11 protein-coding genes are annotated in these 12,761 nt (G+C 70.7%); 8 read left to right on the top strand and 3 right to left on the bottom strand.

Annotation, left to right across the window (positions count from 1 at the left end; genetic code table 11):
• From NX1_RS38180 to NX1_RS27460, 5 genes are all read left to right on the top strand, one after another.
• Nucleotides 1–1,891 (top strand): sensor histidine kinase (locus tag NX1_RS38180; RefSeq protein WP_373864919.1); only part of this gene is annotated, 1,891 nt, incomplete at its 5' end.
• Nucleotides 1,892–1,910: 19 nt separating this feature from the next.
• Complete coding sequence (locus tag NX1_RS27475) at nucleotides 1,911–2,342, top strand: roadblock/LC7 domain-containing protein (protein ID WP_084501802.1); 432 nt, start codon at nucleotides 1,911–1,913, stop codon at nucleotides 2,340–2,342.
• Nucleotides 2,343–2,377: 35 nt separating this feature from the next.
• Nucleotides 2,378–2,779, top strand: a complete 402-nt coding sequence (locus tag NX1_RS27470) for a DUF742 domain-containing protein (RefSeq protein ID WP_218024190.1) — start codon at nucleotides 2,378–2,380, stop codon at nucleotides 2,777–2,779.
• A gap of 28 nt (nucleotides 2,780–2,807) precedes the next feature.
• Nucleotides 2,808–3,383 (top strand): GTP-binding protein, encoded by a 576-nt coding sequence (locus NX1_RS27465; protein ID WP_068065345.1) that lies wholly within the window; start codon nucleotides 2,808–2,810, stop codon nucleotides 3,381–3,383.
• A gap of 57 nt (nucleotides 3,384–3,440) precedes the next feature.
• Nucleotides 3,441–3,977: a sugar O-acetyltransferase gene (locus tag NX1_RS27460; protein WP_218024189.1), complete on the top strand. Its 537-nt coding sequence runs from the start codon at nucleotides 3,441–3,443 to the stop codon at nucleotides 3,975–3,977.
• A 166-nt stretch (nucleotides 3,978–4,143) separates the two neighbouring features.
• Here NX1_RS27460 and NX1_RS27455 read toward each other — a convergent pair whose 3' ends face one another.
• Nucleotides 4,144–4,641: a nitroreductase/quinone reductase family protein gene (locus NX1_RS27455; protein ID WP_068065302.1), complete on the bottom strand. Its 498-nt coding sequence runs from the start codon at nucleotides 4,639–4,641 to the stop codon at nucleotides 4,144–4,146.
• A gap of 156 nt (nucleotides 4,642–4,797) precedes the next feature.
• Between NX1_RS27455 and ppc the strand changes: the two genes are divergently transcribed.
• Complete coding sequence (ppc, locus tag NX1_RS27450) at nucleotides 4,798–7,572, top strand: phosphoenolpyruvate carboxylase (protein ID WP_068065299.1); 2,775 nt, start codon at nucleotides 4,798–4,800, stop codon at nucleotides 7,570–7,572.
• 81 nt (nucleotides 7,573–7,653) lie between these two features.
• Nucleotides 7,654–8,952 (top strand): type III PLP-dependent enzyme domain-containing protein, encoded by a 1,299-nt coding sequence (locus tag NX1_RS27445; protein WP_068065296.1) that lies wholly within the window; start codon nucleotides 7,654–7,656, stop codon nucleotides 8,950–8,952.
• 226 nt (nucleotides 8,953–9,178) lie between these two features.
• Here NX1_RS27445 and NX1_RS27440 read toward each other — a convergent pair whose 3' ends face one another.
• Nucleotides 9,179–10,144 carry a helix-turn-helix transcriptional regulator gene (locus NX1_RS27440; protein ID WP_068065293.1) on the bottom strand — a complete coding sequence of 322 codons (966 nt, stop codon included), beginning with the start codon at nucleotides 10,142–10,144 and terminating at the stop codon, nucleotides 9,179–9,181.
• 62 nt (nucleotides 10,145–10,206) lie between these two features.
• On the opposite strand from NX1_RS27440, the gene NX1_RS37505 reads away from it, so the two are divergent.
• Nucleotides 10,207–11,526 (top strand): epoxide hydrolase family protein, encoded by a 1,320-nt coding sequence (locus tag NX1_RS37505; protein WP_068065290.1) that lies wholly within the window; start codon nucleotides 10,207–10,209, stop codon nucleotides 11,524–11,526.
• 221 nt (nucleotides 11,527–11,747) lie between these two features.
• Here the strand turns inward: NX1_RS37505 and NX1_RS27430 are convergent, their stop codons facing one another.
• Nucleotides 11,748–12,743: a helix-turn-helix transcriptional regulator gene (locus tag NX1_RS27430; protein WP_068065287.1), complete on the bottom strand. Its 996-nt coding sequence runs from the start codon at nucleotides 12,741–12,743 to the stop codon at nucleotides 11,748–11,750.
• Nucleotides 12,744–12,761: the final 18 nt, after the last annotated feature.

Raw genomic sequence — 12,761 nt, 5'->3', positions numbered from 1 at the left:
GATCGCCGCCTGGCACGCCGGTGGTGACGCGCAGCCTGCCCGACCGCAGCCGGTGCGCACGCCGCGCGGCGCCGCGGTCGAGATCGCCGCCGTCGCAGCCGCTTTGGACCGGGTGCAGGCCACCGCTTACGACCTGTCCTCGGAACAGGCGCTGCTGCGCCGCAACAGCACCGAGTCGATGGCGAACCTCGCCAGGCGCAACCAGAATCTGGTGCGCCGCCAGCTCGGGCTGATCAGCCAGTTCGAGCGCGAGGAGCTCGATCCCAAGGCGCTGTCGAATCTGTTCGAGCTCGACCACCTCGCCACCCGCATGCGTCGCAACGCGGAGAGCCTGCTGGTGCTGGTCGGCGAGGGCAGCCCGCGGCGTTGGGCCGAACCGATCGCGCTCACCGACGTGATCCGTGCCGGCCTGTCCGAGGTCGACGACTACCGCAGGGTGGTGCTGCGCCGGATCGACGACGTCTCGATCGCGGGCGCGGTGGTCAGCGAACTGGCGCACATGCTCGCCGAGCTGATCGAGAACGGGCTCGCCTTCTCCCCACCGGATCTGGAAGTCGAGATCTACGGCCGCAAACTGCCCGGCGGCTACCTGCTCGCGGTCGTCGACCACGGCGTCGGCCTGCCCGCCGACCAACTGGCGGAGGCCAACGCCCGCCTGCGTGGCGACCGCGACTTCCTGGTCGCCCCGACCCGCTACCTCGGGCACTACGTGGTCGGCAGGCTCGCCCGCAGGCTCGGCATCGACGTCGAATTGACGATCGCGCCGGTGAGCGGCATCGTGGCCCGGCTGCTTTTGCCGACGGAACTTCTCGGCGGACAACATGGTTCGCCCGTGGCGGTCGGTGGCGGTACCGACGGCGCGGGGACGGCCAGGGACGGTGCCCTTCGCCCGGAAGCGGCGGGCTCTTCCCCGGCGCTTCTCGGCGGGAGCATCAGCGGTGCGGCGACGGCGCGGGATGGCGTCTTTCACCCCGAGCCGGAAGTGGCGGGCTATTCGTCGGCTTCTGTCGGTGGCGGCACCAACGGTGCGGCGGCGTGGGACGGTGTCCTTCGTCCGGAGCCGGAAGTGGCAGGCTATTCGTCGGCTCCGGACGGTAGCGGGACCGGCGGCGCGGCGAGCGCACGGGTCGGCGTCCTTCATCGAGAGCCCGAAGCGGCAGGGTCTTCTTTCCAATCCGGTGCCGCACCAGATGGATTCGGTCCAGGCCGCGAGGGCATCGCGACCGATGGACGTACGCTGTCCGCGCAGTGGCTGACCGAATCCGAATTCACCCACGAATTACACAGTGCGACAACAGATTTCAGCGCGAACGGAGTGGCGGCAACCGACGACGGGCGAGCCGTCGCACAGGCATCACCTAGGCTGGCCCCAGCGAGCGAAACCATCGACGCGGCAGTTGAATTCCGGTCAGGTGCGTCCATCGGGTCGCACCGGCGGTTCGATGCGACCTCGGGACGTGGAAACGGATCGAACGGCCGCGATCACCGTGCCCCCGACACACCACGCGGGAACGGCCGCGATCATCGGGCCTCCGGCACACCCCACGGGAACGGCCGAGGACCCGGACCAGCCCACGCCGCCACAGTCGAATCCCCGTGGTTCCGGGCCGCACCGGGCGACCCGCAGTCGTCCGTCCAGCGCACCCGCAACGGACTCGTCAAGCGCACGAAGCGACCTCGCTCCGCCGAAACCACTGCGACGCAGCGCCCCTCGGCTCCGCGTCCGCCCGTCGCCCCGGCAGTCGAGCGATCGCCGGAGGAGGTGCGCGGCATGCTGTCGGCATTCCGCACCGGGCACCAACGTGGCGGCGCGCCCAGCCAGAGCGCTGTGAGCGCGGCCGGGAAGGCCATGCCCACAGCCGATTTCGCCCAGACCACCGAAGAGCAATGACCACCGCGAAGGGGAGCCCGTGACCACACACCTGCAACAGACCGCCGACCCGCACACCTTCAACTGGCTGCTTGCCAACTTCGTCCGCAACACCGACGGCGTCCGCGACACCGTCGCGGTCTCCTCCGACGGCCTGCTCATCGCGATGTCGGAGGGCTTGGACCGCACCGGAGCCGATCGGCTGGCCGCCATGGTGTCCGGTCTGTCCAGCCTGGCCAGAAGCGCCTCGCGCAGCTACGAGTTCGACGGACTGAAACTGATCATGATCGAGATGAAGCGCGGCTTCCTCCTGGTCTCCGCGCTCGGCGACGGCAGCTGCCTGGGTGTGATCGCCGAGGGCGGCTGCGACGTCGGACTGGTGGGCTACGAGATGGCGGTGCTCGCCGAACGCGCGGGCGCCCTGCTCGATCCCGCCCTCATCTCCGAGTTGCGAGAGACGTTGCGCAGATGAGAGATCCGGACCGGCCGCGGCTGCCGGACCCGCGGATGATACCGGTGACCGAGTCGTTCGGATGGTTCGACCCGAGCCGTCGAGCATCGACCCGTCCGGCCGAACCGATCGCGGACGCGGACGCCTTCGTGCGTCCGTTCGTCGTCACGGCGGGGCGCACCACCCCGCTGCTGGACGGTCTGCGCATCGAAACCCTGGTGCAGGCGCCGCCCGCCGCGCTCTCGGCCCCGCTGCGCTTCGAACAGCGCACCGTGGTGACGCTGTGCCAGCGGCCGCATTCCATCGCCGAGATCGGCACCGCGCTGCGGGTGCCGGTGGGCGTCGCGACGGTGATCGTCAGCGATCTCGCGACCGCGGGCCACGTCACCGTCCGTGACGCACCGGAGCTCTCCACCGCAGCCATCGAGAGGATCAGGGATCTTGTACGGGCACTCTGACTTGCGGGTTCCTCCCGCGGACCCGGCGATGCCTTCGTCGGTGAAGATCGTCGTCAGCGGCGGCTTCGGCGTGGGGAAGACCACGTTCATCGGGGCCATCTCCGAGATCGAGCCGTTGGTCACCGAGGCCGCGATGACCGAGATGGCGGTCGGCGTCGACGATCCCGGCCACCGCGCGGACAAGTCGCAGACCACCGTTGCGCTCGACTTCGGCCGCATCACGCTGGACAGCTCGCTCATCCTGTACCTGTTCGGCACGCCGGGTCAGGACCGCTTCGTCTTCCTCTGGGACGACCTGGTGGACGGCGCGCTCGGCGCGGTGATAGTGGTGGACACCGACCGAGTCGAGGACTGCTATCCGGTGCTCGACTATTTCGAGGAGCACCACACCCCGTTCGTCGTGGTGGTGAACCGTTTCGAGCACGGCCCGCGCTTCGAGCTCGACGAGGTGCGCGAGGCGCTGGGTCTCGACGACTGGATTCCGATCCTGGAATGCGATGCGCGTCAGCGTGATTCGGTCAAGGAGGTGCTCGTAGGTCTGCTCGAACAGGTGCTGATGCACCGTCTCGCGGCACCGCACCTGGCGGCGCGCGAGGTCGGTTGACGCGGCCGGGCGCGCCGCTCGGCTAGCGTGGGCCCGGTGGGCGAGCACAAGCAACGGATGTTGCGCGGGGAGTTGTACAAGGACAGCGATCCCGAACTGGTGGCCGAGCGGCGGCGCGCGCAATCGCTCTGCGACGAGTTCAACCGGACCGGCCCCGATGAGACCGAGCGGCGCGAGCAGGTGCTGCGGCAGTTGCTCGGCAAGCTGGGGGACCGGTCCTGGATCATGCCCCGATTCCAGTGCGACTACGGCTATCTCATCGAGATCGGCGCCAACAGCTTCCTCAACTACGACGCCATCTTGCTCGACTGCGCTCCCATCACCATCGGCGACGACGTCTCCATCGGGCCGCGCTGCCAGCTGCTCACCGCCCTGCACCCGATGGCCGATCACGAGGCGCGGCGGCAGCGCTGGGAGTCGGCGGCGCCGATCGCGATCGGAGACAACGTGTGGTTCGGCGGCGGCGTCATCGTCTGCCCCGGCGTCACGGTCGGCACGAACACGGTGGTCGGTGCGGGCAGCGTCGTGACCCGCGACCTCCCCGACGGAGTCTTCGCGGCGGGCAACCCGGCGCGAATGATCCGCTCGCTCTAGCCGGTTCGTGCGGCGCCACCCGAGCGCCGGCTCGCGCCACGCCGACGCGCCAGCTCGACCCCAGGATGCCCGCAGACCGTTTCACCGCCTCGCAGCGGCTCTGACCTCTGCGAGGCGGTGAAACGGTCTGCGGGCTCGTCTCGACGCACGGGCTCGGGAGGCCCGATCACTCCGCGCGGGTGAGCACCGCGATCGGCAGCCGCCGTGGACTGAGCGCCTGGTATGTGACGAAATCCGGATAGTGGGCCGCCAGTAGCCGCCAGCGCGCCGCGTACTCGTCGTCGTCGGTCACCACCCGCGCGGTCACCGGCCACGACTCGTGACCGACCGTGGCCTGTCCACGGCCCGCCGCGACCAGATTGCGCCACCAGTTGGGCGGCCGTGGATGCCCGCCGTTGGAACCGCTGACCAGCAAATCGTCACCGTCCGGGATGTACATCAGCACGACGGAGCGCGGCGCGCCGGTCCTGCGGCCCGGCACGGTCAGCTGGAACACCGGCCTGCCGAGCCACTTGCCGAACCTGGTGCCGCCGAACCGGGCGTAGAGCCTGCTGTGCACGCGGCCGTGCAGCCTGCTGATCGCGCCCAACCTGGTGGAGCCGAAGTGGGCGAACCGGCCGGTGAGGCTGAGCCGGGCTGGAGTGCTCGCGGGCTGTTCGGCCATGGGAATCCTCGGGTTCGGTGCCGTTGTGCCGCCCACGCTACCGGCGCGCTCTCGCGGTGTCTCGCCTGTCGCCCGCCCACGATAGGTAGCCCTGGTCGCTGTGATTCGGGCGCCTTCGTAGCGCTGTCCGGCCGCTCCCGGCAGTAGGGTCGAGCCATGACCGAACCGCGGATCGAGACCGAGCAGGACGCGACCCGGCCGCTGCGCGACGACATCAGGTTCCTGGGTGGCGTGCTCGGCGACACCATCCGCGACCACGAGGGCCCGGAGGTCTTCGACCTGATCGAGCGGGTACGCATCGAGGCGTTCCGGGTGCGGCGCGAGGAGGTCGGGCGCAGCGCCGTCGCGGAGATGCTGCAAGGGGTGGACATCGCGGTGGCGCTGCCGCTGATCCGGGCCTTCACCTATTTCGTGCTGCTGGCCAACCTGGCCGAGGACATCCAGCGCGATCGCCGCCGCGCCGCGCACACGGCGGCGGGCGAGCCGCCGCAGGAGTCCTCGCTGGCCGCCACCTACCGCAAATTGGACGCGGCGGCGCTGGGCGGCTCCGAGGTCGCCGACCTGCTCACCGACGCGCTGGTCTCGCCGGTGATCACCGCGCACCCCACCGAGACTCGCCGCCGCACCGTGTTCGACGGCCAGACCAAGATCACCGAGCTGATGCGGCGGCGCCAGCGCTACGCGGAGAGCGAGCCCGAGCGCGCCGAGCTGGAGCTCGGCATCCGCAGGCAGGTGCTCTCGCTGTGGCGCACGGCCCTGATCCGGTTGGCGCGCTTGCGGATTCAGGACGAGATCGCCGTCGGCCTGCGCTACTACGAGCTGACGCTGCTCGACGTGATCCCCGCGATCAACGCCGAGGTGCGCGCCGCGCTGCGTTCCCGCTGGCCCGGTGTCGAGCTGCTGGAGCGCCCGATTCTGCGGCCCGGCTCCTGGATCGGCGGCGATCGCGACGGCAATCCCAATGTCACGGCGGACATCGTGCGGCATGCCGCCGCCCAGGCCGCGGGGGTGGCGTTCGGTCGATACCTGCGGGATCTGGTCGAGCTGGAGAAGACGCTGTCGCAGTCGGCGCGGCTCGTCCAGGTCACGCCGGAGGTGGCCGCGCTGGCCGCGGTGGGCCACGCCGATCCGGCCGCCCACGCCGACGAGCCGTATCGCCGTGCGCTGCATGCCATTCGGTCCCGGCTGACGGCCACCGCGACCGCCGCGCTCGGCACGCCGCCCGCCGACGGTGTGCGGGACGCCGACGCGGCTCCGTATCCCACGCCGCGCGCGCTGCTCGACGATCTCGACGCCGTCGACGCCTCGCTGCGGGCCAGCGGCGACGGCCTGCTCGCCGACGACCGGCTGGCGGCGCTGCGGCACGCCGTCGAGACCTTCGGCTTCCACCTTCAGGGCCTGGACATGCGGCAGAACTCGGAGGTGCACGAGCAGGTCGTCACGGAGCTGCTGGCCTGGGCCGGTGTGCACGCCGACTACCCGAGCCTGCCGGAGAGCGAGCGAGTGGAGCTTCTCGCCGCCGAACTGCGCACCCGGCGGCCGCTGCTCGGCCCGCACGCCCGGCTCAGCGACCTGGCTGCCGGTGAGCTGGCGATCGTGCGGGCGGCCGCTGGCGTGGTCGACACGTTCGGCGCGGAGGCCGTGCCGAACTACATCATCAGCATGTGCAGCTCGGTCAGCGACATGCTGGAGGCGGCGCTGCTGCTGAAGGAGGGCGGGCTGCTCGATCCCGGCGAACCGGACGGCCCGCCGCACTGCTCGGTGAACATCGTCCCGCTGTTCGAGACCATCGAGGATTTGCGCGGAGGCGCGGACACGCTCGCGGCGGCGCTCGAGGTGCCGGTGTATCGAGAGCTGGTGTCCGCCAAGGGCATGCGGCAGGAGGTCATGCTCGGCTACTCGGATTCCAACAAGGACGGCGGCTATCTGGCCGCGAACTGGGCGCTGTACCGCGCGGAACTGGACCTGGTCGACGTGGCGCGCAAGGCGGGAATTCGCTTGCGGCTCTTCCACGGTCGCGGCGGCACCGTCGGCCGCGGCGGCGGCCGCAGCTACGACGCCATTCTTGCCCAGCCCGCGGGCGCGGTGCACGGATCGCTGCGGCTCACCGAGCAGGGCGAGGTGATCGCCGCCAAATACGCCGAACCCGGTGCGGCGCACCGCAATCTGGAGTCGCTCATCGCGGGCACGCTGGAGTCGACGCTGCTGGATGTCGAAGGTCTCGGGTCCGACGCCGAGCCGTCCTACGAGCTCATGGACGATCTCGCCGCGCGGGCGCGCGCCGCGTATTCGCGGCTCGTGCACGAGACTCCCGGCTTCGTCGAGTACTTCCGGCAGTCGACGCCCGTCGCCGAGGTCGGCGACCTCAACATCGGCAGCAGGCCCGCCTCGCGCAAACCCACCAACTCGGTGGCCGACCTGCGCGCGATCCCCTGGGTGATGTCCTGGAGCCAGGCCAGGGTGATGTTGCCCGGCTGGTACGGCACCGGCGCCGCGCTGGAGGAATGGGTCGGCGGCGATCCGGACCGGCTGGCGACGCTGTCGGACCTGTACCGGCGCTGGCCGTTCTTCCGGACGGTGCTGTCGAATTTGGCGCAGGTGATGGCCAAGAGTGATCTCGACATCGCCGCGCGCTACGCCGAACTGGTGGACGACGTCGCGTTGCGCGAACAGATCTTCGGCATGATCCGAGACGAGCACGCGAGGACCCTGCGCATGCACGCCGCCATCACCGGTTACGACGAACTGCTCGCGGACAACCGGTCGCTGGCGGAATCGATCCACAACCGCTTCCCGTACCTGGAGCCGTTGAACCAGATGCAGGTCGAGCTGTTGCGCAGGCTGCGCGCGGGCGACGACTCCGAGCTGGTCAAACGCGGCATTCTGTTGACGATGAACGGTCTGGCCACGGCGCTGCGTAACTCCGGATAGGTACTTCGGGGTGGCGACTCGGGCAGCGCAGGTCCGAACACGGCGGACTCGCGACGGCGCGGGCCCGCGGAAAGGAACACCGTGGCCATCGATGAGAAAGCCGTTGCCGCACTGTCCGATCGGGTCCTCGGTCCGGAGCACAAAGGGCTGCCACCCCACGCGTGGGGGCGCACCGTCCGCGAGTTCCTGGCGACCGAGCCGTTCCTCGATGGCTTCGAAACGCCGATGCTGACCCTGGATCGGGGGGCGCTGACCACGAACCTTTCCGTCATGGGCGACTGGGCAGAGGCGGCGGGTGTGCGGCTCGCCCCGCACGGCAAGACCACCATGGCGCCGCAGCTGTGGTCGGAGCAGCTGGCGGGCGGTTGCTGGGGCATCACGCTGGCCACCGTCTGGCAGGTGCAATTGGCGCGCGCGTTCGGGGTGTCACGTGTCGTGCTCGCGAACTCGCTGGTCGATCCAGTCGGATTGCGTTGGGTGGCAGGCGAATTGGCGCGCGACCCGGATTTCGAGTTCTACTGCTGGGTCGACGGCGTCGCCGCAGTTGCGATGATGGACGAGATCCTCGCGGGCGAGCCGGGCGGCGTCCGTGTTCCTGTCGTCGTCGAACTCGGCGGTCCGCACGGGCGCACGGGAGCGCGCACCGGTGCGGACGCGATCGCGGTCGCCGACGCGGTCCAGCGGTCGCGCCGCTTGACGCTGGCCGGCGTCGGAGGCTACGAGGCCGCGCTGGCCCACGATCGCGGTGCGGAGGGCATCGCCGTGGTCCGCCGCTACCTCGACGGGCTCGCCCGGCTGCACCGTGAGTTCGCGGACGGCGGACGTTACGCAGGCCGCGCGATCGTCACCGCGGGCGGAAGCGCCTACCAGGACCTAGCCGTCGAGTATCTGGCGGAGCTCGCGGACGAGCCAGGGGCACAAGGTGTTTCAACCACGGTGGTGCTGCGTTCCGGAGCCTACCTGATCCACGACGACGGCTTCTACGCGGGCATCTCCCCGCTCGCCGCCGACCGCGCCGACCGGCCGCTGCGCTCGGCTATGCACGTGTGGGCCCGCACCGTCTCGCGCCCGGAGCCGGAGCTCGCGCTGCTCGACGCGGGCAAGCGCGACCTGCCGTTCGATCTGGGACTTCCAGTGCCGCAACGTGTCAGCGGGGCCGCGCAGCCACCGACCGGCGCGACGGTCACCGCGCTCAACGATCAGCACGCTTTCGTGCGCCTGCCCGGTGGCACGACCGACGACCTGCCGGTCGGCTCGGTGGTGCGGCTCGGTCTCTCCCATCCGTGCACGGCCTTCGACAAGTGGCGCCTCATCCCGGTCGTCGACGACGCGGACGCCGCACGCCCGCGCGTGGTCGACCTGGTGCACACCTTCTTCTGACGGGCGGGACTGCGCCCGGTTCGACGGGCCGGACCGTGCTCGGTTCGACCGGCCGGACCGCGCTCGGTTCGGCGGCCCGCACCGTGCTCCGTTCGGCGGGCCGGATGGGCTTGGTTTGGCCGGACCGCACTCGGTTTGGCGGGCCGGACCGCACTCGGTCCGACGGGCTGCGCCGCGCTCGGTCTGACGGGTCGGACCGTGCTCGGTTCGACGGGCCGCACAACGCTCAGGCGGGAAGGTTCCGTACCGCGCCGGTGCAGCGGGCGGCTTGGGCGCGCAGCGCCGCGACGAGTTCCGGTGGTCCGCTCAACAGGGTGAAGTCGAGATCGACGGAGGTGATCATCCAAGTCAGCGCCTCCGGGGTGTCCGCGCCGACGTGCAGGCGGCAGTGGTGTTCGTCCACGGCCTCGACGACACCCGTGCCCGGCCAGATCCGGGGACCGGCGTCCTCGGCCGAAACGTGCAGCAGCACAGTCGCCCGCCAGGGCCATGCGCGGTCCGACAGCCGCGCCGAAAGATAAGCCGCCGCATCGCCTTCCGGTAGTTCGCGCGGTGTGAAGCGCGGGCCGGTGGGAGTGCGCGGAGTGAGCCGGTCCACCCGGAAGATGCGCCAGTCGGCGCGAACCACGTCCCAGGCGACCAGATACCAGTGACGGCTGAAATGCACCAGACTGTACGGTTCCACGTCCCGCGGTCCCGTCGACCCGTCGTGCGCGCGATAGTCGAAGCGGAGCCGCTCCCTGCGTTGACAGGCGTCGGCGATGGCCATCAGGGTGTCCGGTTCGACCGTCACCGCGGGCGCGCCGACCCGGATGGTGGCGGCGCGCAAGGTGCGCACGCGGTGACGCAGCCGCGGCGGCAGCACCTGCTCCAGCTTGGACAGCGCGCGCAGCGCCGCCTCCTCGATGCCCGCGACCGTCCCGTCCGAGGCGCCGCGCAGGCCGACCGCCACGGCGATGGCCTCCTCGTCGTCGAGCAGCAGCGGCGGCAGCGATGCGCCCGCGCCCAGCCGGTAACCCGCCGTCCCGCGCGTGGCGTGCACGGGGTAGCCGAGCTCGCGCAGCCGGTCCACGTCGCGGCGGACGGTGCGTCCGGTGACGCCGAGTCGCTCGGCGAGTTCGGCGCCGGTCCAGTCCCGGTGGGTCTGCAACAGCGCGAGCAGTCTGAGTAGCCGCGCCGAGGTCTCCAGCATGGGGAAAGAATGCCATCCGCTTAGGAAGAGAACTGTCCTAAGCGATTCCTAGCGTGGCTCGCATGACGACCGAACAGGACATCCGCCCCTTCCGCATCGAGATTCCGCAGAACCAGCTCGACCAGCTGCACACCCGCTTGGCCGACACCCTGTGGCCAGAGGAGCTGCCGGGCGTCGGCTGGGACAAGGGCATGCCGGTCTCCTACCTGAAGCCGCTGGCCGAGTACTGGCGCACCGGTTACGACTGGCGTGCCGTCGAGGCAAGGCTCAACGAGCTGCCGCAGTTCGTCACCGAGATCGACGGCGAGCAAGTGCACTTCCTGCACGTGCGCTCGCCCGAACCGGACGCGCTGCCGCTGGTGCTCAACCACGGCTGGCCCGGCACATTCGTCGAATTCCTCGACGTCCTCGGCCCGCTCAGCGATCCCCGCGCGCACGGCGGCGACCCCGCCGACGCGTTCCACCTGGTCGTCCCGTCGCTGCCCGGCTTCGCCTTCTCCGGCGTCGGGCCGAAGGTCGGGCAGGGATCCACCGAGCATTACGCGCAGGTGGTCGCACAGCTGATGGAGCGCCTCGGCTACGACCGGTACGGCGCGCAAGGTGGTGACGCCGGGTTCTTCGTCGCCACCGAGTTGGGGCGCATCGCGACCGATCATGTCGTCGGCATCCACGTCAACGGACCGATCACGCTGCCGTCCTGGGACGCCGAATCCTGGGACGGCGAAGCGGGCGGCGAATCCTGGGAGACCGGATCCTCGGATGAGAAGAGCGGCGACGCGCGATCCTGGGACTCGGCGGAGAGAGCCGATCGGTCGGCGGGCGGCGCGAAGAGCGATCAACCCGGGGCCGCGGGCGACGGTGCCGCCCGGGGCGGCGAGCAGTCCAGGTACAGCGCGGAGGACGAGGCGAAGCTGGCCAAGCTGACCGGCGAAGAGAGCTTCACTCGCTACGGCTACGCCATGGTGCAGGCGGGCCGCCCACAGACCCTGGCCATCGGCATGCACGATTCACCCGCGGGCCTGCTGTCCTGGATCGTGGACATGTTCCAGCGCTGGACCAACCCGGCCATCGAGCTGCCCGACGATGCCGTGGACCGCGACGCGCTCCTCACCAACGTCAGTCTCTACTGGTTCACGAAGACCTTCGCCTCTTCGATCCGGCTGTACGGCGAGGGCGAGGCGTGGGGCGGCGCGGCGAAGAACTCCGGCGTCCCGACCGCCGCGGCCATCTTCCCCGGCGACCTGTCGATCCGCGCGATCGCCGAGGAACAGCACAACATCGTGCGCTGGACCGAGCTCGATCGCGGCGGCCACTTCGCCGCCATGGAGGCGCCGGATCTGCTGACCGCCGACGTCCGCGCCTTCTTCCGCGATATGCGCTGATCGGTCATGCCGACGCAGTGCCGGATTCGGCTGCGCCCGGCGAATTCGCGCTGCGCCGGTCGGATCCCGCACTGCGCCGGGCGGAGCTGCGTTGTCAGGTACGGTCGGGCTGCCAGGTAGGGCTGGGCGCTGTGCGGTAAGGCCGGGCTGTCTGGTTGGGGCTGCGCTGTCTGGTTAGGGCTGCCGAGCTGCGCCGCCTGGTCCGAGCCGCGCTGCGCCGGTCAGGTCGGCGGCGCACCGCCGGAGCTGCGCCGGCCATAGCGCTTCGCCATCGCCGTCGCGGTGTGTGCGAGCTGGGCGCGCAGCTCGGGCGGATCGAGGATCTCGGCGTGCTCGCCGAGCGGCAGGATGCCGTGGGCAAGGATCGGGTACGACTCGGCGGCCAGCGTGACGATCACCCAGCCCGCGGCGTCCGGCTCGCTCATCGAGGCCAGGGCCTCGGCGACCGCGGCGGGTTCGAACCCGAGCCGCAGCAGGCGCACGTGCTTCGCGTCGATCCGGCAGCGCGCCCTGACCCGCAACATCGACCGTGCGAACTCGTGCTGCGCCGCGGCCCAGTGCGTGGCCAGCTCGAAATCGCCCGGCCTGCTGAAGAATTCGCCGGTCGGCGCGGCCTCGAGAATCCGGCTGACCCGGTAGGAGCGGATGTCGGCGCCCTGGCGGGCGACGAGATACCAGGTGCCCGCCTTGGACACCAGCCCGAGCGGGTCGAGCAGCCTGCGCACCTCGCCGTCCTTGCGCCCGTAGCGGATGTCGAGCCTGCGGTCGTGCCACAGCGCGTCGGCGATGGTGGCCAGCGTCGGCGTGTCCTCGGGGCGGTGGAACCAACCCGGCGCGTCGATGTGCACCCGTTCGGCGATCCTGGTCGCCCGGCCGCGTAGCTCGGGCGGCAGTGCCGCGAGCACCTTGAGCTGCGCGGTGGCCAGCACTGTGCCGAGGCCGAGGTCGGCGGCGGCGTCCGGCAGTCCGGCCAGCAGTACCGCGTCGGCTTCCTCCGAGGTCAGGCCGGTCAGCCGGGTTCGATAGCCGTCGACGAGCCGGATGCCGCCGCCGCGGCCCGGCTCGCTGTACACGGGGACGCCCGCCGCGGAGAGCGCCTCGACGTCGCGGTAGACCGTCCGGACCGACACCTCCAGCTCGGCCGCCAGCTCGGGCGCTGAGACCCGGCCCCTCGTCTGTAGCAGCAACAACAGCTGCACCAGTCGACTCGCTCGCATGTTCGGAAGACTAGCCGG

Source organism: Nocardia xishanensis NBRC 101358 (assembly GCF_001613365.1).
Taxonomy (GTDB): Bacteria; Actinomycetota; Actinomycetes; order Mycobacteriales; family Mycobacteriaceae; genus Nocardia; species Nocardia xishanensis.
Note: the sequence above shows the minus strand (reverse complement) of the source record. Positions and strands in the feature narration are given on the sequence as shown.

Bases quoted from the DNA above. Each gene is read 5' to 3' on its own strand.
- NX1_RS27470 (WP_218024190.1), top strand. From the start codon at position 2,378: ATGATACCGGTGACCGAGTCGTTCGGATGGTTCGACCCGAGCCGTCGA.
- NX1_RS27465 (WP_068065345.1), top strand. From the start codon at position 2,808: ATGCCTTCGTCGGTGAAGATCGTCGTCAGCGGCGGCTTCGGCGTGGGG.
- NX1_RS27460 (WP_218024189.1), top strand. From the start codon at position 3,441: ATGTTGCGCGGGGAGTTGTACAAGGACAGCGATCCCGAACTGGTGGCC.
- NX1_RS27455 (WP_068065302.1), bottom strand. From the start codon at position 4,641: ATGGCCGAACAGCCCGCGAGCACTCCAGCCCGGCTCAGCCTCACCGGC.
- ppc (WP_068065299.1), top strand. From the start codon at position 4,798: ATGACCGAACCGCGGATCGAGACCGAGCAGGACGCGACCCGGCCGCTG.
- NX1_RS27440 (WP_068065293.1), bottom strand. From the start codon at position 10,144: ATGCTGGAGACCTCGGCGCGGCTACTCAGACTGCTCGCGCTGTTGCAG.
- NX1_RS37505 (WP_068065290.1), top strand. From the start codon at position 10,207: ATGACGACCGAACAGGACATCCGCCCCTTCCGCATCGAGATTCCGCAG.
- NX1_RS27430 (WP_068065287.1), bottom strand. From the start codon at position 12,743: ATGCGAGCGAGTCGACTGGTGCAGCTGTTGTTGCTGCTACAGACGAGG.